Source organism: Chryseobacterium sp. GTID13 (assembly GCF_056172655.1).
Genome location: NZ_JAOCMB010000002.1, coordinates 269276 through 290512 on the forward strand (window position 1 = coordinate 269276; position 21237 = coordinate 290512).

24 protein-coding genes and 1 pseudogene are annotated in these 21237 nt (G+C 37.2%); 21 read left to right on the forward strand and 4 right to left on the reverse strand.

The genetic code is table 11. From position 1 onward, the window contains the following. The first annotated feature begins 40 nt into the window (after positions 1 to 40). From N4G44_RS01345 to msrA, 7 genes and pseudogenes are all read left to right on the forward strand, one after another. The gene (locus N4G44_RS01345) at positions 41 to 2206 is read left to right on the forward strand and encodes a TonB-dependent siderophore receptor (RefSeq protein ID WP_474924309.1); all 2166 of its coding nucleotides are present in this window, start codon (positions 41 to 43) and stop codon (positions 2204 to 2206) included. A gap of 38 nt (positions 2207 to 2244) precedes the next feature. Further along, the gene (locus N4G44_RS01350) at positions 2245 to 3432 is read left to right on the forward strand and encodes a PepSY-associated TM helix domain-containing protein (protein ID WP_474924310.1); all 1188 of its coding nucleotides are present in this window, start codon (positions 2245 to 2247) and stop codon (positions 3430 to 3432) included. A gap of 13 nt (positions 3433 to 3445) precedes the next feature. Beyond that, complete coding sequence (locus N4G44_RS01355; protein ID WP_474924311.1) at positions 3446 to 3595, forward strand: hypothetical protein; 150 nt, start codon at positions 3446 to 3448, stop codon at positions 3593 to 3595. Between the two features lie 32 nt (positions 3596 to 3627). Continuing rightward, a complete protein-coding gene (locus tag N4G44_RS01360; RefSeq protein ID WP_474925018.1) occupies positions 3628 to 5562 on the forward strand; it encodes a TonB-dependent receptor in 1935 nt (644 codons plus the stop codon). Positions 5563 to 5611: 49 nt separating this feature from the next. Then, a pseudogene (locus tag N4G44_RS01365) lies at positions 5612 to 6822 on the forward strand (PepSY-associated TM helix domain-containing protein). A gap of 82 nt (positions 6823 to 6904) precedes the next feature. Continuing rightward, on the forward strand, positions 6905 to 7873 hold the full coding sequence (locus N4G44_RS01370) for an ROK family protein (RefSeq protein ID WP_040992816.1): 969 nt from the start codon (positions 6905 to 6907) through the stop codon (positions 7871 to 7873). A gap of 413 nt (positions 7874 to 8286) precedes the next feature. Further along, positions 8287 to 8841, forward strand: coding sequence for a peptide-methionine (S)-S-oxide reductase MsrA (gene msrA / locus N4G44_RS01375; RefSeq protein ID WP_474924312.1), 555 nt, complete (start codon positions 8287 to 8289; stop codon positions 8839 to 8841). Between the two features lie 48 nt (positions 8842 to 8889). Here the strand turns inward: msrA and N4G44_RS01380 are convergent, their stop codons facing one another. Then, entirely contained in the window at positions 8890 to 9744 is an 855-nt protein-coding gene (locus tag N4G44_RS01380) for a hypothetical protein (RefSeq protein ID WP_474924313.1), read from the reverse strand. 381 nt (positions 9745 to 10125) lie between these two features. Between N4G44_RS01380 and N4G44_RS01385 the strand changes: the two genes are divergently transcribed. From N4G44_RS01385 to N4G44_RS01430, 10 genes are all read left to right on the forward strand, one after another. Then, the gene (locus N4G44_RS01385) at positions 10126 to 10338 is read left to right on the forward strand and encodes a hypothetical protein (RefSeq protein ID WP_474924314.1); all 213 of its coding nucleotides are present in this window, start codon (positions 10126 to 10128) and stop codon (positions 10336 to 10338) included. A 74-nt stretch (positions 10339 to 10412) separates the two neighbouring features. Further along, positions 10413 to 10712, forward strand: coding sequence for a hypothetical protein (locus tag N4G44_RS01390; RefSeq protein WP_474924315.1), 300 nt, complete (start codon positions 10413 to 10415; stop codon positions 10710 to 10712). Continuing rightward, a complete protein-coding gene (locus N4G44_RS01395) occupies positions 10685 to 11347 on the forward strand; it encodes a hypothetical protein (RefSeq protein ID WP_474924316.1) in 663 nt (220 codons plus the stop codon). Before N4G44_RS01390 ends, N4G44_RS01395 begins: the two co-directional genes overlap by 28 nt. A gap of 194 nt (positions 11348 to 11541) precedes the next feature. Continuing rightward, on the forward strand, positions 11542 to 12045 hold the full coding sequence (locus tag N4G44_RS01400) for a sensor histidine kinase (protein ID WP_474924317.1): 504 nt from the start codon (positions 11542 to 11544) through the stop codon (positions 12043 to 12045). A gap of 13 nt (positions 12046 to 12058) precedes the next feature. After that, positions 12059 to 12724: a response regulator gene (locus N4G44_RS01405; protein WP_474924318.1), complete on the forward strand. Its 666-nt coding sequence runs from the start codon at positions 12059 to 12061 to the stop codon at positions 12722 to 12724. Positions 12725 to 12850: 126 nt separating this feature from the next. After that, positions 12851 to 13921 (forward strand): type I restriction endonuclease, encoded by a 1071-nt coding sequence (locus N4G44_RS01410; RefSeq protein ID WP_474924319.1) that lies wholly within the window; start codon positions 12851 to 12853, stop codon positions 13919 to 13921. 77 nt (positions 13922 to 13998) lie between these two features. Then, positions 13999 to 14253 (forward strand): hypothetical protein, encoded by a 255-nt coding sequence (locus N4G44_RS01415; protein ID WP_474924320.1) that lies wholly within the window; start codon positions 13999 to 14001, stop codon positions 14251 to 14253. Continuing rightward, on the forward strand, positions 14148 to 14621 hold the full coding sequence (locus tag N4G44_RS01420) for a PH domain-containing protein (protein WP_474925019.1): 474 nt from the start codon (positions 14148 to 14150) through the stop codon (positions 14619 to 14621). Before N4G44_RS01415 ends, N4G44_RS01420 begins: the two co-directional genes overlap by 106 nt. A 4-nt stretch (positions 14622 to 14625) precedes the next feature. Then, positions 14626 to 14841, forward strand: a complete 216-nt coding sequence (locus tag N4G44_RS01425; RefSeq protein WP_474924321.1) for a TM2 domain-containing protein — start codon at positions 14626 to 14628, stop codon at positions 14839 to 14841. 25 nt (positions 14842 to 14866) lie between these two features. Next, on the forward strand, positions 14867 to 15181 hold the full coding sequence (locus N4G44_RS01430; protein ID WP_474924322.1) for a hypothetical protein: 315 nt from the start codon (positions 14867 to 14869) through the stop codon (positions 15179 to 15181). 62 nt (positions 15182 to 15243) lie between these two features. On the opposite strand, the gene N4G44_RS01435 is transcribed toward N4G44_RS01430, so the two are convergent. The 3 genes from N4G44_RS01435 to N4G44_RS01445 all read right to left on the reverse strand — a co-directional run bounded on the left by N4G44_RS01435 (position 15244) and on the right by N4G44_RS01445 (position 17136). After that, entirely contained in the window at positions 15244 to 15693 is a 450-nt protein-coding gene (locus tag N4G44_RS01435; protein ID WP_474924323.1) for a GNAT family N-acetyltransferase, read from the reverse strand. Beyond that, positions 15686 to 16309 (reverse strand): ribosome biogenesis GTP-binding protein YihA/YsxC, encoded by a 624-nt coding sequence (gene yihA, locus N4G44_RS01440; RefSeq protein WP_474924324.1) that lies wholly within the window; start codon positions 16307 to 16309, stop codon positions 15686 to 15688. Before yihA ends, N4G44_RS01435 begins: the two co-directional genes overlap by 8 nt. 65 nt (positions 16310 to 16374) lie before the next feature. Then, the gene (locus N4G44_RS01445) at positions 16375 to 17136 is read right to left on the reverse strand and encodes an alpha/beta fold hydrolase (RefSeq protein WP_474924325.1); all 762 of its coding nucleotides are present in this window, start codon (positions 17134 to 17136) and stop codon (positions 16375 to 16377) included. Positions 17137 to 17408: 272 nt separating this feature from the next. Here N4G44_RS01445 and mraZ point away from each other — a divergent pair, with 272 nt between their 5' ends. The 4 genes from mraZ to N4G44_RS01465 all read left to right on the forward strand — a co-directional run bounded on the left by mraZ (position 17409) and on the right by N4G44_RS01465 (position 21235). Beyond that, the gene (mraZ, locus tag N4G44_RS01450) at positions 17409 to 17867 is read left to right on the forward strand and encodes a division/cell wall cluster transcriptional repressor MraZ (protein WP_474924326.1); all 459 of its coding nucleotides are present in this window, start codon (positions 17409 to 17411) and stop codon (positions 17865 to 17867) included. A gap of 40 nt (positions 17868 to 17907) precedes the next feature. Next, positions 17908 to 18801: a 16S rRNA (cytosine(1402)-N(4))-methyltransferase RsmH gene (gene rsmH, locus N4G44_RS01455; RefSeq protein WP_474924327.1), complete on the forward strand. Its 894-nt coding sequence runs from the start codon at positions 17908 to 17910 to the stop codon at positions 18799 to 18801. A 93-nt stretch (positions 18802 to 18894) separates the two neighbouring features. Beyond that, positions 18895 to 19260: an FtsL-like putative cell division protein gene (locus tag N4G44_RS01460; protein WP_040992842.1), complete on the forward strand. Its 366-nt coding sequence runs from the start codon at positions 18895 to 18897 to the stop codon at positions 19258 to 19260. Further along, positions 19244 to 21235 carry a penicillin-binding transpeptidase domain-containing protein gene (locus N4G44_RS01465; RefSeq protein ID WP_474924328.1) on the forward strand — a complete coding sequence of 664 codons (1992 nt, stop codon included), beginning with the start codon at positions 19244 to 19246 and terminating at the stop codon, positions 21233 to 21235. The genes N4G44_RS01460 and N4G44_RS01465 overlap by 17 nt, the downstream gene beginning before the upstream one ends. Positions 21236 to 21237: the final 2 nt, after the last annotated feature.

Sequence of the window (21237 nt, forward strand, 5' to 3'; positions counted from 1 at the left end):
CAATTAAAAACAATATATTTGCAGAAAATTTGAGTTATTCATGAAAAATGTACTGATCTGCGCCTCAATGTTGGGCTCTATGATGGTTTTATCCCAACAAAAAGATACTATTAAATCTAACGATATTGAGGAAGTTGTTGTCAACGGAAGATATTATCAAAAATATAAACTCAATGAAGTTTCCGGATCATTAAGACTGCAAACCCCTCTTATTGAGCTGCCACAGAACGTACAATCCATAAGTGGGCAGGTTCTGGCCGATCAGATTACATTAAACATGTCCGAAGGAATTGTCCGTAATGTAAGTGGAGCCAGAAAAGTAGAACACTGGGACAATGTTTACTCCAATGTTTTCATGAGAGGAGCTAGTATAGCCACTTATATGAACGGAATGAATGTTTCTTCCACATGGGGGCCTATCAATCCAGACGCATCTATTATCGACAGAATAGAATTCGTAAAAGGACCAGCCGGTTTTATGGGATCTATGGGTGATCCTGCCGGATTTTACAACGTGGTAACAAAAAAACCAACCGGAAAATTTGCCAACAGCGTAAGATTTACAACAGGAAGCTATAATCTTTTCAGAGGAGAGGCAGACCTTGATGGAGTTCTTGTTAAAAATGGTGTGCTGGACTACCGTTTAAATTTAATGAGAAGCTCCAACAAATCCTGGACAGAAAATGATAAAACCAGTAAAATAATCATAGCACCGTCTATTACTTTCAGACCTACAAAAACAACAACATTTACCGCACAGTATAACTATCAGTTTTTAAAATTCAATCAGCCGGGAGCTTATCTAATGTCTAAGGACGGCTATGCTTCATTAGATGTTCATACTAATTTTAATGATCCTAACTTCAAAAAAACAGAAGTGAAAGATCAGAGCTTATTCTTAAGCTTAGATCAGAAATTATTTAAAGACTGGGTTTGGAGTACACAGTATGCTTATATGGATATGAATTATGACGGTGGCTCATGGTGGGGCGGTTATTATGGTTCTGACCCAAATATCCTTAGCAGATCTTTAAGCAATTGGCAGGCTCTAGGGAAAAATAATATATTCCAGACTTATGTGAGAGGAAGTTTACTAACAGGTAATATTACTCATAAAATTATTGCCGGATTCGATTACGGAAATAGAAAATACCAGGCTGATTTCTCTTATTTAGGAGATGGAGGATCTATTGATGTTCATCATATTGTTTACGGTGTAAATCCAAGCACACTCCCTTCTGAAAGCGCTTATTATCTGAACAGAAATGCTGATTACTACAATGATCAGGGTGTGAAATACACCTCTTATTACGCTCAGGATCAAATAGAAATGCTGAATAATAAGCTACGCATTACACTTGCAGGAAGATATACCAGTGGTACAACATTCTCTGGATATCCTAATTTAGATCCTATAAAAGCTGATCAGGCCGGAGAATTTACTCCAAGAGTTGGCGCCAGCTACTCCATTAAAGATGACTTTTCAGTATATGGAGTTTTTGATAAAACATTTGTTCCTCAATCAGTAGCAAGCTACACCAATACAAGTATTTCTGCTCCTTTAAAAGGCCAGAATATTGAATTCGGACTAAAAAAGGACTGGTTTAACGGAAAATGGAACTCTACTTTTGCAGTTTATGAAATTAAAAGAAAAAATATAAGTGTAGAAGATAAAGAACACGGCGTACTAAATCCTGACGGTATCACCTATAATTTCCCATACAGGTTGGCAATTGGAGAACAAAGAGCAAGAGGATTTGAAGCAGATATCAAAGGGGAAATTGTACGAGGATTAAACGTTGTGATTAACTATGCATATACAGATGCTGTAGTAACAGAAGATACTGATCTTTCAAGAATAGGATCGCCTGCTCCCGGAAATGCGAAAAACGTACAGAATACCTGGCTAAGCTACAGGTTTGAACAGGGAAATTTAAAAGGATTCGGTATTTCAGCAGGATATCAGTATCAGGGAGGAAGACAGTCGTGGTTCGGAACAACAGCAAAATATGATCAGAGCCTTAAAGATTATTTTGATACCAACATCGGGATTTCTTATGTTGCTAAAAAATTCGATGTCAATCTATTGCTGAATAACGTTCTGAACAGAAAGCTTTACAGCGGGTACAGATCAGACGACGGTTCGTATGCTTGGATATACAATGCTCCGCGTAACTGGAGACTTTCAATAGGATATAAATTTTAATAAATAAAAGCTAGCCTCTCCGGAGGTTAACTTTTTCTATGAAAAAGAAGCACCACCATAAAAAGAAACCTTCTTTTACAAAGAAATGGTCTGCCAAACTGCATCTGTGGTTTGGTTTATCCGTTGGTGTCATTATTTTCATCGTTTCTCTAACGGGGACCATGTATGTTTTCAAAGATGAGATTCAGAACATTCTCAGAAAAGATGCTATTTATGTAAAGACGAAAACCATTCAACAAAATCCACTTTCCATTGAAGTTCTTAGAGAAAAGGTTTCTCTGGAAATGAATGAAAAATACCCTGTCAGTTCCATTGAAATTTCTTTAGATAAAAGCAAGTCCTACGAATTTCTTTATTACGAAAAAAATAAGAAAGCATGGAATTACTTTGATGAAGTGCTCATCAATAAACTAGTGTACGTAAATCAGTACACCGGAGAAATTACAGGAATTTATAATGAAAAATATGACATTTTTCCTATTTTAAAAGCTATCCATTGGAGCTTACTGCTAAAATCGGATTGGGGAAAATATGTAGTGGGAATTCCAACAGTTCTGTTCATCATTATGCTGATCACAGGAATCATCCTCTGGTGGCCTAAAAACAAAAAAGCAAGGAAAGGACGTTTCTGGTTCAGCTGGGAAAATGTAAAGACCTGGAAACGTAAAAACTATGATCTTCATAATGTGTTAGGGTTTTATGCTTCGTTTTTAGCGCTCATAATGAGTGTTACAGGAATCTATTTTGCCTATCCGTATGTGAAGAATGCCTTCAATTTTACATTATCAGGTTCACTTGAACTGCCAAAAGAAAAAGAAATCAAGTCTCCCGATTCCCTGATGCAAAAGAACAGTTCGGTTTTTGACATCGCTGCCGGACAGACCGAAAAACTTTATGCCTCATCTTCCAGTTTCAGAATTCCATTGAACGGAAAAAACAAAAAAGGAAAAGAATTAAAAAATATACCGGTTACCATCTACGGAAAAGATGGACGTTTCAGCGAAAGAAATACACTGGTTTTCGATAAATATTCAGGAAAACTGCTGGCAGAAAAACCTCATCAGACACTGAACAATGCAGAAAAATATGCCAACACCAACTATGATATCCATACCGGATCCTATTTCGGGCTGTTCGGAAAAATTCTCTGGTTTATTACCGGGCTCATCTGTACTTCGCTTCCTGTCACCGGATTTTTGGTGTGGTGGGGAAAACAAAAAAACTAGGAAAGAAAATATAATGAAAAAAGCGCTTTTATCAGCCGCATGTTTAGGCTCTGTATCTGTTTTTGCACAGGTTAAGGATAGTTTGCAGACCAATAATGTAGATGAAGTCGTAATGACTGCTTCCAGAAAAAAGAAAACATTAAAGAAATTCCAAGCTCGGTAACGATCGTTGCTGAAAAACAAATTCAATCGCAGCTGACCGTCAATTCCGATATCACCAGCATTCTTCAGTATACAGTTCCCAGTTTGGGAACCAATTCCGGACAGACTTCCAATACAGGTCAGACCCTGCGAGGAAGACAGGTGCTTGTCCTTATTGACGGAATTCCGCAATCCACACCGTTAAGAAACGGAGCAAGAGACATCAGAAGCATTGATCCTTCTGTAATTGAAAGGATTGAAGTGATCAAAGGAGCCTCATCTATCTATGGAAACGGTGCAGATGGTGGGATTATCAATTATATCACCAGAAGAAGCCAGACTGATAAAAAAATTGCCGGAATTACCCAGGTAGGCTTTACAGGTCAGCCGTATGGCGGAACTTTAGGAGTAAGAGCCAGCCAGCTGCTATCCGGAAAGATCAATAAATTTGATTATGTCTTGTCTTTAGCCTATGAAAGAACCGGATATATGAAAGATGCCGACGGTGTATATCTTACCCCAACCTACAGCACAGCAAAGATGGATAATTATAACGGAATGCTTAAAATAGGTTATAATATCAATAGCGACCAGAGAATTGAAGCTTCTTACATTGGATATTCTTCCAGATCAGATCTTAACTTAGGTTTAAAAACCGGTAAATATGGAATAACCCCAACCATTGGTGAAGGACAAGGAAAAGGTCTTGAAACCACACCACAGGGAACACCGAGAAACCATAATTTCAGGATCAATTACGACAACCAGAATCTTTTCGGGGGAACCACATCACTGAATTTCAATGCATACATGCAGGATTTCAGAACCGTTTACGGATACAGCGATACATTTTTGGGAGGAGGACAATCTAATGTCATTTCCAAAAAATATGGCGCGAGATTCAATTTTGATACAAAACTTTGGAATGCTATAAATTCCCAGGGTGAAATCATGTACGGAATGGATATCCTTAACGATCAGACCGTTCAGAAACTTGAAGACGGCCGCTACTGGACTCCTGACATGAATATGACCAACCTTGCTCCTTTTGTTTTGGTTAAAATCGATTTACTGAAAAAACTGACCATCAAAGGAGGTCTCCGTTACGAAAACATGAGCGTTAAAGTTGGAGATTTCAATACTCTTTCTTCTATTAAAAGTGACGGAACTTTTACAACAAGCATCTTTGTTACCGGTGGAAAGCTGAAATACAACGCTTTAGTGGCCAATTTAGGAGTACGATACAATATTGAGCCTTTCATTAACCTGTTCGGTAGTTTTTCACAATCCTACTCTATCAACGAGCTGGGAAGAATTCTGAGAACATCTACCCAGGGAACCATCCAAAACCTTGAAACGAAACCGATCATCGTTAACAATTATGAGTTGGGAGCAACGGGGCAGATTTCAAAATGGATCAATTATGAGATTACCTCTTATGTAAGTACCTCAAAGCTTGGGGCTTCATTCGTACAAAGCGCAGACAGAGCCTTAACCATACAAAGATCACCGGAAATTGTTTACGGTGTGGAAGGATTTCTCCATTTTACCCCTGCAAGATGGATCAGTTTCGGAGGAAGCTATAGCTGGATGGAAGGAATTACCTCGATTAAAGATGACGGAGATTATTCCGCAAAAATCAACAACAGCAGGATTTCTGCTCCAAAAGTACTGGCGTATGTTCAGGTAAAGCCCATCCCGACTTTATCCATAGGTTTTGACATGCTGCATGCCTTCCAGCAGGACAGGTTCCAACCCAATGCAAAAACAGGAATGTTCGTATACGGAGAAGGCTATGTTCCGGAATACACCGTTTTCAATTTCAAATCCGGATATGAAATCAATAAAAACTGGAAAGTGTCTCTGGGAATTGAGAATATATTCAATACCATGTACCAGCCTGCCATTGCCTGGTGGTCTGCCCGTGACAGCGAATTCGTGAATTCACCGGGAACAAGAGGAACTTTGATGCTGGAATATAAATTTTAATTAAACTAAATAAAAGTTAACCTATCTTTGCAAGACTTTGACCTTCAATATGAAGAAAAAACATCATCATAAAAAAAAACCAGGATTTTTAAAAAATGGACTGCCAGACTGCATTTGTGGCTGGGTTTAAGCATTGGCTTTCTGATCTTTATCATTTCCATTACAGGAGCACTTTATGTGTTTAAGGATGAAATAGAAAACGTTACCCGAAAAGATGTTATTTACCACAATGAACAGAATATAGAACAGAAACACGTTCTTCCTATCCGGGTAATAGAAAAATCTGTTGCAGAGCAGGTAAAAGAAAAATACCCCATCCATTGGGTCAATATTCCGATCGATAAAAAAATGTCCTACGTTTTTTACTGGTATGAACACGATACAAGCGCCTGGAATTATTTTGATGAATTTCCTATTTACAAAGCAGCCTATGTAAACCCTTACACAGGAAAAGTTCTCAGAACCTATGATGAAAAGAACGGTTTTTTCAATATTGTAAAGATGATCCACTGGAGCTTTTTATTAAAGCAGGACTGGGGAACTTATGTGGTGGGAATCCCAGTTATTATTTTCGTTATCATGCTTATTACCGGAATTGTTCTCTGGTGGCCTAAAAATAAAGCAGCAAGGAAACAGCGTTTCTCTTTCAAATGGAAAAACATCAAAAGCTGGAAAAGGAAAAATTACGACCTTCATAATGTACTGGGCTTTTATGCCTCCATTTTTGCCCTGATCTTCTCCATTACCGGTTTGTTTTATGCATTTTTTGTAGTACAGGCAATGATTTATGTGATCTTTTCCGGCGGAGAAACAAAATATCCGGATTTTTCCCACATTAAAACCAAAGCCCCGATAGAAGTAAGAACGGAAGGTACGCTGGACAAGATCATTGCTACCGTTAATCAGAAATACCCGGATTCTTTCGGTTTTGCGATCGACCTTGGCCATGAACATATGGATGACCACGAGCATCCTAATTTTGAAGTATATGTAAAACATCTTTCCTATTCTTATCATAAAAGCAGCAGCTTAATTTTTGATGAAAACTCAGGAGAACTGCTCCATACCCATGACCCGAAAGACAAAAATTTTGGTGAAAAAACGGTCAGTGCTAACTACGATATTCACGTCGGAGCTATTTTAGGCCTTCCTACAAAAATTATCGCATTCATTGTCAGCCTTATATGCGCATCGCTTCCTGTAACAGGATTTCTGATCTGGTGGGGAAGAAGAAAAAAGAAAACGGCCAAACCGGCTTAAAAGTTTTTTAAATAAAAGTTTTGTTAATAATCTATTAATACAATCTTTTTTATATTTTTAACCCTTTAGAATTTATAATTAAATGTCATTAATAGATTTATCAAAACAAGTTGCTCTCGGAATTGATATCGGCGGAACGAATACAAAGTTCGGAGTGGTAAACCACCGCGGTGAAGTTCTGGAAAAAGGAAGCCTGAAAACCGACGAGTACGAGAAAGTGGAAGACTTTATCGACGCCCTGTACGAAAAGGTTCAGCCTTTGATCGAAAAATACGGTGCCGAAAAAAACTTTGACGGAATCGGGGTAGGCGCTCCCAATGCCAACTATTATAAAGGAACTATAGAACAGGCTCCAAATTTACCCTGGAAGGGCCTGGTCCCTTTCAGCCAGCTGATGAAAGCCAAATTCAACCTGCCTTGTACCATTACCAATGATGCTAATGCTGCAGCCCTTGGGGAAATGCTTTTCGGCGCTGCACGCGGTATGAAAGATTTTATCATGATTACCCTTGGAACAGGTGTTGGAAGCGGAATTATTTCTAACGGAAGCCTTATATACGGCCACGATGGTTTTGCCGGAGAGCTTGGACATACTATTGTAAAGCCGGGCGGAAGAAAGCACTGGAGCACAGGATCCGAAGGAAGCCTTGAAGCCTATGCCTCAGCAACAGGAATAGCCATTACCGCTAAGAAGATGAGGGCTGAATTCCCTGAGTCCCTTTTAAATCAATACCCGGAAGAATCCATCAACTCGAAAACAGTTCATGAATGTGCGCTGAAAGGAGATCCAATCTCTATTGAGGTATTCAGATACACAGGTCAGAAACTGGGTGAAGCCCTGGCGAATTTCGTTATGTTTTCTTCACCTGAAGCCATTCTTTTATTTGGCGGTGTAATCAAAGCCGGTGATTTTATTTTAAAGCCCGCCAAACTGCATATGGAGAGAAACCTTCTCCCGATCTTCAGAAATAAAGTGAAACTTGTTTTCAGTGAGCTTGACGAAGCGGATGCTGCCATTCTTGGAGCAAGCGCCTTGGTTTGGGAAAAATAACTGAAATTATTTTAAATAACAGAAGCATCCTTTAGGGTGCTTTTTTTGTTTTAAACCGGCTGCTGATCTTTATGTAAATGAATTTCCCACAGATCCCACAGATTTCACAGAATCTTGTATATAATTTTTAAATTCGAAGTTCTTATCTGATTTGTTTTAAATAAAGAGTTTTATTTCTTAAAGAATGATTCGTGTACATCTGTGAAATCCGTGGGAAATAAAAAATACATTCCAGTCAATTTTATAATTGCATTTCTATATCCCCAGCAATAAAAAAAGGTAATATCAATTATGCTTTAAATCATTTGATTTCTCTTAGCAAATGAAAAACTTTTTCATATTTTTGATTGGTTTTTTACTCAATTTTATGCAATTTCAAGAGAAAAGCCGGTAAATAAAATAATTAAAGAATAATGGATAATAATAATTTAGAGCAGGTCACTTTCGGGGGCGGATGCTTCTGGTGTGTGGAAAGCTGCTTCAATATGCTTAAGGGTGTTCATTCTGCCATTTCAGGCTATTCAGGAGGGCACAAGGATAATCCTACTTATGAAGAAGTTTGTACAGGAGAAACGGGACATGCCGAAGTGGTACAGATTACCTTTGATCCGAAGATCATTTCCTACGCACAGTTAATGGATGTATTTTTCTTCCTTCATGATCCTACCCAGCTGAACAGACAGGGCAACGACATCGGAACCCAGTACCGTTCCGTAATTTACTATAAAGACGAAGCGGAAAAGGCCAAAGCTGAAGAGGCTCTTAAAAAATCCGAAGCATCGGGAAAATGGCCTGGAACATACGTAACGGAAATCACCCAATTTGAGAAGTTCTGGCCTGCAGAACAATATCACCAGGGTTATTATAACGAAAACCCTACACAGCCCTACTGCAGCGCGGTAGTAGGACCTAAGATCCAGAAGTTTAAAAAACATTTTGGAGAACTGGGAATGCTGAATGAGGCTTAAAAAAGAAAAAAGCGAATATCTATAGGATGTTCGCTTTTTTTATATAAGTCACTCTTCCGTTTCTATTGAGTCTTTTTGCTTACCAGCATATTTGTAAATAATAAAAGATGTTGATTTCCTTAATTCCCTACCATTGTCCGGATCTATTCCATCGTCTGTAAAAAATTCAACTTCGCTATTGTATTTGGAATACCATGTTCTTCCAAGAGCATTTACATCTGTCAGAGTATCTTTTCTCATAATTTTTTTGAAATGCAGAAATTGATGTTCATTCATAGCCTTTATTTCAAGCCCCGGCCTAATATAACTACTATCCGTTGCAATATATCTTTCCCCATTCCAATACATATATTTCTTTTCAATAGCAGGTTTTGCGTCTGACATTAAGCTCATAGTGAATGAAGGCTGATTATTAATTTTCTTATTATTAGAAAATACAACATTTCCTGTAACAAGACATATAAGCAAAGCAATTTCCATAATACCTAATCCATTTTGTTTTAAAAAATCAGGCATTTTGAAATGCTGCTCGTTAGTGATATTAATATGTAGTTTCGAGAATTTTTCAGACAATGTCTCCTCATCTTCATCTACTTTTATTTTGACAGTTGTTTTATTAGCCGTTTCATCTTTTTTAACAAAAGTTCTGGAAAAATCTGTAAAGTCTTTATAGTTCAAATACTGACTTAATTTATTAAGAGTATCTGTATCTATATTGATCTCCTTATCATCCCGTATATAACCATCAAAATATCGGATAAGAGTCTTGTCTGAAATCCTATAGGAAAGATAATCTTCAAAATAAGACCATAAGTAAACGGCTATTGCACTTTTAGTTTCTTTGCCAGATTCCTGTCTACCTTTTTCAAATACCTCACGAATTAATAGTTTTTTCTTGGACATATTTAGTTTTTAAAGACAATTACAAAATAGGTGATTTTCGACCGTGTCGCATTACGGATTCCCATAATGAAATTCCTGTCCATTTCCTGTCTATCGATGTCCATGTTTTGTCTAACACCTGCCTCATCATTTGTTGGATATTTGTTCCAGAAATCAGTGACAAACAAAACATTAGAAAAACAAAAGTACGAAACTGATTTCAAAATCACCAGATAAAACGGAGGAAAACTCCGGGTTGGGAAGCAGATGTTTCTCCTCCGTTTTTGAAGGTTTACTTCCCAAAAATTTAAGAAGCGCTTCAAATTTTTTAACCGTGTAACACTGCTTACGATCTGTTTCGTGGGGAAGAACACCAGTGCCAAATTTTAAATTTTTAAACCAATGTTAGAATTAATATTGATGCTACTGGGATTAGCATTTTCAAATAACAACGCCAATACGACATCATGTAATAACAACCAAACGCAAACAACAGTGCAGCTGGCCGATCCGGGAGAAGGACTGGATCCGGGAGATGGAGGCGGAAATGGTAATGGTCACGGAAATGGAGGAAACACAGGGGGAAATACCGGCCAGACACCGCCTTCTCCATAATTGAGTATTTCATTTTTAAGGAACAGATTGTATAATCTGTTCTTTTTTTTATTTTGTAAGAAAAAACAATACTCATGAAAAAAATATTTCTCATCATTTTATCAATACTTCTTTTTTCATGCAATAAGAAAAGTTCCGAAAAAATTTTTATCGCAAAAGCATATGTTGATAAAGCAAAAAAAGATACCACGGGCTCTTCTTTCTATTATTTCAATCTGGCCAAAAACTCATATTTTGAAGCGAAAGACTCTGTAGAAGCAGCCAGATCATTAGTAAATATGGCTATTATTCAGGAAAGTAAAGGCGATTACTATGGAAGTATCGAAACTTCTCTTGAAGCAAATCGTTGTCTGGAAAAAAACAAGATAGCCTAAGCCGCAGAATATTAGCTTCCAGCTTTAATAACATGGCAATTTGCTCTTCTTATCTATATAACTTTGATGAAACTATTAGATATTATAAAAAAGCTATTCAATATTCAGATGATATTGAAAATAAATATATGTATCACAATAATCTTGGCGCAGCATTAATAACATTAGGAAAATATGCAGAAGCCCAGAAAAATATACAACTGTCATTATCAACTAAAGACAGTTTAAAGTATGCAATGTTCATCAATAATATGGCAAGGGCAAAGAATTACGAAGACAAAAGCTACGATCCTTTACCCGAGTTTTATAAAGCTCTGAAAATACGTGAAAGAATTGGAAAAGATGAAAACTCCAGTTATGCAGCTTTATCTAACTATTTTTTCTATATAGATAAAAGTAAAGCTCTGTACTATGCAAATAAAATGCTGAATACTGCGAAAAAAAACTCAAGTTCAGAAGATCAATTACAGGCATTGCAAAAAATAATAAACTTAGATCCAGATAATTACTTAAAATATTTTGAACAGTTTCAAGCACTTAATGATAGCGTACAAGTTTCACGAAGCAAAGCAAAAAACCAATTTGCCACCATCAGATATGATGTAGAGAAAAAAATGCTGATAATCAAAAATTAAAAGCTGACAATTCAAAAAAGGGGAACAATATCCTAATCCTCTTAATAGCCTTGGTCTTAGCTTTTATAACTCTTTTATGGTATAGAAAAAGACAAATCACTCTTAAACAAGAGAATGAAATTAAATTAAAAAACGATCAATTAAGGATATCCAAAAAGGTCCATGACGTTGTCGCCAATGGCATCTACCAGGTCATGACAAAAATAGAAAACCAGGAAAATTTTGATAAAGAAAAGGCATTGGATGAGCTGGAATTTGTATATGAAAAATCCAGAGATATCTCTTACGAAAAGACCGATCCTGAAAATGACATTAAGGACTGGAAAGAGAAAACTTCTAACCTTATTGCTTCTTTTAAAAACGAAAAAACAGAAACCTATACGGTAGGAAATGAATCCGATATTTGGTCAGGCATTTCTACGTCTACTTTTGAAGATATCTACCAGGTTATCCGTGAGCTCCTTGTTAATATGAAAAAGCATAGTCAGGCTTCCCGGGTTGTTTTTAAATTTGAAAGAATTAATAACTTAATCAAAATCCAGTATACAGACAATGGAATCGGAATTCCGGGAGATATGCTTTACAAAAACGGATTGACAAATACGGGAACCCGTATTGATGGTATCCACGGAGAAATTATTTTTGACAATAAATCTGAAAAGGGATTGAAGGTCAACATTTCATTTCCTGTTTCTTAAAAGCCTCAAAAGAATGTTTAAAAAAATTTTAATAGCCGAAGATCACGAAAGCAGCAGTATTTCTGTTCAGAAAACCCTCGAAGACCTTAATATATCCAACGCCGATTATGCATATTACTGTGATGATGCGTTAGCCAAAGTAAAAAAATCCATCCGGGAAAATAACCTTTATGATTTGCTCATTACAGACCTTTCTTTTGATGAAGATCACCACAAACAGGATATCAAAGATGGAAAAGAGTTAATCCTCAAAATACGGGAACTGATCCCCAATCTGAAAGTCATTGTTTTTTCCGGAGAGCATAAATCCGGAATTATAGATTCTCTTTTTAATGAATATCAGATCAATGGTTTTGTCCGAAAAGCCAGAAATGATTCCAAAGAACTGAAAAGAGCCATTGCTTCTGTTCATATCAATGAAAACTATCTGTCTCTTGACCTGAAGCAGGAAGTAAAGAAATTGAATAATTACGAATTTACATCGTTTGATATTACCCTTGTTTCTCTTCTCTCCCAGGGAGTATTGCAAAAAAACATTCCTACTTATCTGCAGAATAACAACATTAAGCCAAACAGCCTGAGTAGTGTAGAAAAAAGGCTGAATAGCTTAAAAGAAAACCTCAATGTAGCAAGCAACGAACAACTTGTGGCTTTTTGTAAAGACCTGGGGATTATTTAATTCTGTTTTAATGTTTTACATAGACCTTTCAATTTTTTTGAGAGGTTTTTTGTTTTACGGAATCCCGTAAGGAAAACTCTTTTTCCCGGTATAATTTTGAAAAAGAAATTTAAACATAACCGACCTATGGATCTCAAATTAAAATTAGAACAGCTGCATCAGAAAGTCGCTGCATTAAAAGATCAGATTAACACTGAAGAAGCCACAAAAAATGCCTTTGTCATGCCTTTTATACAGATTTTAGGCTACGATATTTTCAATCCTACGGAAGTCATTCCTGAACATATCTGTGATATTGGAACTAAAAAAGGAGAAAAGGTAGATTATGTTATCCGAAAAAATGATGATCCCATCCTTATTATTGAATGTAAACACTGGAAAGAAAGTGCAGATGCTCACAATTCCCAGCTACACCGTTACTTTCATGTTTCAAAATCAAGATTTGGAATTTTGACGAATGGAATTGTTTATAATTTCTATACAGATCTCGAAAAACCGAATATTATGGATGAGAAACCTTTCTTCACCATTAATATTGAAGATCTGAAAGACAGTTCCATCAAAATACTGGAAAGCTTCACAAAAAACGGCTACAATTTAGAAAGTATTCTCGATTCTGCAGAAGCCTTAAAATATATAAAAGCAATCAGAAAAGAATTCGAAAAGGAAATTGAAAATCCTTCCGACGAGATGGTGAAACTTCTGGTAAGCAGATTTTTCGAAAAATCCCTCACTGCAAGTAGGATGACTCCTTTTAAAGAGTATACAAAAAAAGCACTTACCATTTCAATCAATGAATCTATCAGCTTCAGACTAAAATCTGCTCTAAGCATTAATGAAGAGATTGAAAAGCAGGAAGAAACTGTAAAAACGTCTCCTCCCATTGACGACAACAATGAATCTGGAATTGTAACTACAGAAGAAGAACTTGAAGCATTCCAAATTGCAAAAGCTATTTTAAGAGAAAAAGTTCCGTCTAACAGAATTGCTCATCGGGACACCTTATCTTACTTTGGAGTTTTGCTTGATGATAACAATAGAAAACCACTTTGCAGGTTTCATTTCAATACGGCCAATAAGTATATCGAAACTTTCCAGAATGGAAAAGATGCCGGTGAAAAGATATTGCTTAGCAACCTGGATGAGATATATAATTTCAGAGAACAACTTTTGAAAACCCTGGAAAACTATTCTTAAAACATTTTTCCAAATGAAGAGTTGTGAAAGCAGGTTGTAACTATTGCCTTGATATCAAATAACTAAAAACAAATAAAATGAATTTAAAACAATTTTTAAACGAAGAGCAAGACCCGAGAGCTGTAGAAAAGCTTTTGGAAAAAATAAACAGCCTTCTTACTTCTCAGGAATTTGTAGAATATATTGCTGTTCAAAAAAACCCGCAGTTAATTTCTCTCCAGACTGTATCGCCCTTACCAACAGAAGAATTATTTTCTGTCGCCCTAAAAATTTTGGACTTTCGATGGAATTTCAGGATTACAGCTGGGTTGATATTGCCGACTGTCATATAAAGGAAGGAATATTCGGGGCTACGTTCACCATGAAAACAGTAAGAAACCTTATCAACATGATGGATTATCTCCCAAAAGCACAAGCCAGAAAACTTTATCAGTTCGCCCAGGAAATGGAAGAGCAAATGAAAGGTTTAAGAAGAGAAAAAGATCTGGAAACCAGAAGAGCATCCGCAGGTGGAGTTACGGTAAACAATGCGACTCCCATTATTGCACAGCCTCAGCAATTTCATCAACAGAAACCACAGCTGATAGAAAATGAAGACCCATTCAGCCTTTTGCAGAAATTGAAAGGCTTAATGGAAACCGGAATTATTTCACCGGAGGAGTTTGAGGAAAAAAAGAATGAAATTTTATCTAGAGTCTAGTCATATGAAATCGAAATTTACTGCCGTCATGTTAACCTTGTTTTTAGGTGGGCTCGGCATCCACCGTTTTTATCTGGGACAAAATATAATGGGAATTTTTTACTTTTTGTTCTGCTGGACATTTATTCCTTTGCTGGTTTCCATCGTTGATTTTTTTGCTTTCATTTTTATGTCTGAAGATCAGTTTAATTACAGATATAATTCCCGGACAGGATTTTAAAACACTTATAATACCTTATATACATATGAGAAACCTATTATTCACAACCCTAATCAGTATAGGCTTACTTCTCCCGGTAACCTTTACAGCAACATCAAACACCATAGTTTCCAAAACAGAATTATCATCTAAAAAACAAAAGAAAAAAACGAAGACAAAAAGGAGCAAAAGCAAGACTAGCAGCAGCTATAGTTCTAGAAGATCAAACTACTACTCATCAGACAAAGGATGTACTTATAACGGAAACAAATTATATGTTGGAAAAAGAGGAGGCTGCTATTATTATTCAGGAAACAGCAAACAATATGTAGACAGATCATACTGCTCGGGATGCAACTGATACAATCAAAAACTAAAAACATTCAACATAAATAAAAAAGCGAAGATTTCTCTTCGCTTTTTCTATTTTCTGATCATTTCCGTATGTGGAATATCATCCTCCAGATATTTCTTTCCTGTATCTACAAATCCGAATCCGGAATAAAATCTCAATAAATAATCCTGCGCCGAGATTTTAATTTCAGAAGTATGAAAACGGTTTTCAATAGTTTCTACAGCATATTGGATAAGCTGCCTTCCAAGATTTTTTCCCCTTGCCTGTTCTGTGGTAAGCACCCTTCCCAGAGAAGTTTCATCATATTTGATTCCTTTGTCAAAAACCCTGCAGTAAGCTAAGATTTCTCCATCTTCTTCCGCCCAGATATGGACAGCCTTCTGATCGTAATTATCCAGATCAGAATAAGGACAATTCTGTTCAATGACAAAAACATCAATACGGGCTTTTAGGATCGCATACAGTTCAGGAACCGTAAACTCATCAAAGGTTTTAATTTTCCAGATTATATTACTCATCAAAACTTACGCTGTTGTTTTTTAAAAAATCATTTGTTTTCTTAATAAAGTTCAGGATTTCATCGCCTCCTGTTTTCTTTTCCGCAGAAGTTACATACATTTCAGGCAGGTCTTCCCACGTCTTATGCAGCTCATTCTTATAGTTTTCTACATTCTGAATGGCAACGTTCGGTTTCAGTTTATCTGCCTTCGTGAAAACAATCGAAAAAGGAATTCCGCTTTCCCCGCACCATTGGATAAATTCCATATCTATTTTTTGTGGAGTATGCCGGGAATCTACCAGAACAAAAAGGTTCACCAGGTTTCTTCTGTTCAGAATATAATTCGTGATCAACTTCTCGAAATCCTTTCTGATAGATTTTGAGACCTTAGCATACCCATAGCCCGGTAAATCCGTAAGATACCATTCTTCATTAACTAAAAAATGATTGATAAGCTGCGTTTTCCCCGGAGTTCCGGAAGTTTTAGCCAGATCCTTATGATTCATCATCGCATTGATCAATGATGATTTTCCAACATTAGACCTTCCGATAAAAGCATATTCCGGCATCGTAGGTTCAGGACAGTCCTGCCATTTTCCGCTACTTTTCACAAAACTTGCTGTTTTAATAACCATCTTTCGAATATTTTTTAGAAAAACAAACCATTAAGAGCTTTCTTAATGGTTTATTATTATTTGTTTTAAACTTTATCTTTTAACCAGTTGTAGAGAATTTCATTAAACTCATCCGGCTTTTCCATCATCGCAGCATGCCCGCATTTGTCTATCCAGAACAAATCCGAATTGGGAATAAATTTATGCATATCCTCAGCCACTTCAGGAGGCGTTACATTATCCTGCCTTCCCCAGATCAGACACGTAGGAGTCAATATCTTAGGAAGATCATTCAGCATATTATGTTTAATGGCGCTTCTTGCCAGCATTACCGTCTTTATTCCTTTCATCCTGTCGTTTACTACAGAAAAAACCTCGTCTACAAGATCTTCTGTGGCAACAGCCGGGTCATAAAAAACCTCTTCTGTCTTCTTCCTTATATAAGAGCGGTCGTTTTTTCTCGGGAAACTATCCCCGAAAGTTCTTTCATACAGTCCTGAACTTCCGGTTAATACAAGATTCTTTACCAGATCCGGTCTTGCCAAAGTCATGATAAGCCCTACATGCCCACCCATAGAGTTTCCTACAATGGTAACAGGTCCGGAGATATGACTTTCTATAAACTTGATAATATATTTTGCAAGAGTGGTAAGATTAGTATTAAGTACCGGTAGATCGTAAATAGGTAACTGAGGAACGTATACCTTGAACCCCTTTTCCGAAAAAAAATCTACCATTTTATCGAAATTACTCAAACCACCCATTAAACCGTGCAACAGCACCAATGGATGTCCTTCTCCCGCCTCTACAAAAGTATATTTCTTTCCTTTTTTTGTACTAAATATCATAAAATGCCTTAATAAAGCTTTGCAAAAATACAAATTAAACCTCAAAAAAATTTTGATTACCCTAATTTAAAGTAAAAATAATATAATATCACCCTTTTTCTTTACTTTTTTCAAAACCCCGTTATTATGGGCCAAATAACAGTTTTTACAACAGGCATTATATCAACCACTTACCCTGTTTAAATTCAATCCTTAATAAAACTTATTAACATTAAGTCAAAAAGTGGGAAAAAGTGGGAAATTTTGGAAATTATTATATAAATTTGTCCCAAATGAAAAGTTTCATTGGAACATATGAGTGTAAAATTGACGACAAAGGCCGTTTAAAAGTTCCCTCCTCCCTGATCAAACAGATGGAAAACTTCGACGATAAGGCGTTTGTAGTCAAGAGATCTGTGTTCCAGCCTTGCCTCGAAGTCTATCCCATGAATGCCTGGGACAAACTGATGGGCAAAATAAATAAACTGAACAGATTCATTAAAAAGAATGCTGATTTCATTAGAATGTTTACGGCAGGGGTAAAAACAGTAGAGCTGGACAATGCAGGAAGACTTCAGATCTCAAAAGATCTGGTTCATTTTGCAAACCTTCAGAAAGATACCGTGATTACCAGCGCAGGAGAGCTTTTTGAAATTTGGGATAAAGAAGCCTACGAAAAGGTAATCTCAACCAATGAAGCTGATTTTGCGAACCTGGCCGAAGATGTAATGGGATCTTTTGAAGAAGAATAAACCACACTTGCCGTAAAAGCAGGTAAAAACACAATTAAGTATGTACCACAACCCCGTTTTATTGAAGCAGAGCGTTGATGATTTGGTGACGAATCCTGACGGAATATACGTGGACTGCACTTTTGGAGGAGGAGGCCATTCAAGAGAAATCCTGAGCAGACTTTCAGAGAAAGGAAAACTTTTCAGTTTTGACCAGGATCTGGATGCCCTTAAAAATACAATTGATGACCCAAGGTTTACACTGGTTAATCAGAATTTCAGGTTTTTGGAAAATTCCATGCTGATGTACGGCTTTTCCCAGATCGATGGAGTGCTGGCAGACCTTGGAGTATCATCTCATCAGTTTGATGAAGCAGAAAGAGGTTTTTCAACAAGAAATAACGCTCCTCTGGATATGAGAATGAATGTGATGCAGAATCTTGATGCCAAGAGAGTCATTAATGAATATGAAGAAAGCGAACTTGCTGATATCTTTTATCATTATGGTGAGCTGAGAGAAGCAAGAAAACTGGCAAGAGATATTGTTCATCACAGAAAAACAAAAGCCATTACAACCACTGAAGATCTGAAAAAGCTTTTCAACTATCTTCCGCCTCATAAAGTCAATAAGTTCTACGCACAGCTTTTCCAGGCGATAAGGATAGAAGTTAACCAGGAGCTCGAAGCGTTGAAAGAAATGCTGGTTCAGGCACTCAATATTTTAAAACCCGGAGGAAGGCTCGTGGTCATCTCTTACCACTCACTGGAAGACCGCCTGGTAAAAAGATTCCTGAAAAACGGAATGTTTGAAGGCGAACAGGAAAGAGACATCTACGGAAACTATAAAAAAGTATTTGAATTGCTCAAAAGTAAAGCGATTATCCCCGATGACAAGGAAATTGAAGAAAACTCCAGAGCAAGAAGTGCAAAAATGAGAACAGGAATTAAAGTGTAAAGGTGAATGAGTGAATGGTGAAGAGTTAATTTTAAAAATTGACTATTGACAACAAAAGAAAATTCACTGCAAAGCAAATTGAGATAAAAGATTTTGGCAAAAAGAACAACAAACCGCCCTCAGAAAAAGCTCACTTTTATAGATATCATAAAAGGAAACTTTCTGAACCGTGATGAGATCAAAACTCATTACAAGTATTTTTTACTGTTGTTTGTTCTGATGATGGCAATGATTTACAGCAATCACTTAGTCAACAAAAAGATCAAAATTGTCAATGCATTAAAAGAAGAAACAGAAGAATATAAATCAAGAAACGCTTACGCCCAGAGTAAGCTGATCAAAGTAAAAATGGAATCGCAACTGGGGAAGGAAGTCGCCAAAGACTCGCTGATGACTTTGGAAAATCATCCTCACAAACTGCTCATAAAACTAGACAGTACAGATGCAAAAACAAAATGAATACGATAACAAGCGTAAAAAAACGTTAAGGTGGGGCTATCTCTTCGCAGTGGGAGTTCTGTGCGTATTTGTGATGTTTCTTGCCAGGATAGTAATCCTGCAAAACACTAATGTTCAGGAGATTAAAGACGATTACATTAATAAAAATTACCGTGAGGCCACTTTGAAGGCCGCCCGCGGAAACCTGTTTGCCTCGGACGGATCCATTCTTGCCACAACCGTGATGCGCTACGATATCTATCTTGATTTCAAAACCATGAAAGATACGATCTACAGCAACAATATTGGTGCGCTGACGGATTCCTTAAGCAAGATGTTCGGAAAACCCAGAGCAGAATTCAGACAAAAATTTGACGAACAGAAGAGAAAGAAAAATCAATACTATACTTTGGTAAAAGGCCTTGATTTCGATCAGTATGACCGTATCAGAAACTTTCCGATCTTCAAAAAAGGAAAAAATAAAGGAGGTTTTATCGTAGACAGGAATTATAAAAGAGAATTGGCCACCTCAGAGATCGGGGCCGGAACTATCGGCATGGATAATGGTGAAGTTAAAGCCGGACTGGAAGGCGCTTTCTCAAAATACCTTACCGGAACCGATGGTAAAAGATTAGAGCAGAGAATCAACTCTTCCCAATGGAAACCGATCGATTACTGGAAAGTAAAAGAACCGGTAGACGGAGAGGATGTTTACACCACCTTAGACCTTAGAATTCAGGATATTGCCCACTCTGCTTTAGAGAAGCAGCTGATCAATTTTGAAGCAAAACACGGAACGGTGATCGTCATGGAAACGGAAACCGGGAAAGTAAAAGCGATGGTTAATCTGAGGAGAACAGAAGATGGAGAATATGAAGATTCTTACAACTATGCTATAAAAGATAATATTGAGCCGGGTTCCACCTTTAAAACCATTTCACTTTTAGCCGCGATGGACGATGGCTTCATCGATGAAAATACTACCGTGAACGTAGGAGGCGGAGTCTGGACCTATGCTAAACAAAGAATTTCAGATGGCCACGGCGGAGGAACTTACGACATAAGTGATGTTTTGGCAAAATCAAGTAACGTGGGAACGGCAAAACTGATCACCAAATATTATGCAGACAAACCGCAGATTTTTCTTGATCACCTGAAAAGATGGAAATTATTCGATAAAATGGATATCGAGCTTCCGGGAATCACAAAACCGAAGATCGTAACGCCGGAAAATAAGAGATGGAACGCTGCTACATTAGCCTCTATTTCTTACGGATACTCCTCAAATATTAACTTATTGCAGCTAACAACCTTCTATAATGGCGTTGCCAATGGCGGTAAAATGCTTAAACCTCTCTTCATCGACAAAATCATGAAAGACGGCAAAGTAATCTATAGCGCCAAACCAGAGGTGATGGTTAATAAAATGGCCTCAGAAAAAGCCATTAAAATGATGACCAGCGCCTTGACTAAAGCCGTAGAAAAAGGAACCGGACGAAGCATCTTTACCCCTAACCTGAAAATGGCAGGGAAAACAGGTACCGCAAGATTTGAATACTGGCTTCCGGGCCCTATGAAGTACCGCGCTTCATTTGCCGGATTCTACCCTGCAGATCATCCAAAGTATACCTGTTACGTAATGATCAGCGAACCGAATACCGCAAAAGGCTTTTATGGCGGATCCGTTTCAGCACCGGTATTTAAAGAAATTGCAGGAAAAACATTCCTGAAAACACCGCAGAATATAGAAAAAGAAATGCTGGTAGACAGAAAAGTGAACCTGAATAAAATGGTAGAGCCTAATGTTAAAATAGCTGTCAATAATAAACAAATGCCAAGCGTAGTCGGATTGATTGGGAAAAACATCATTCCACAGCTGGAAAACTTAGGGTACAGAGTTGATTACAAAGGCGTTGGAAGGATTAAGGAGCAATTTCCTCTGGAAGGTACTATAATCAGCAAGAACCAGAGAATTTATTTGTCTCTGCAGAATTAAAA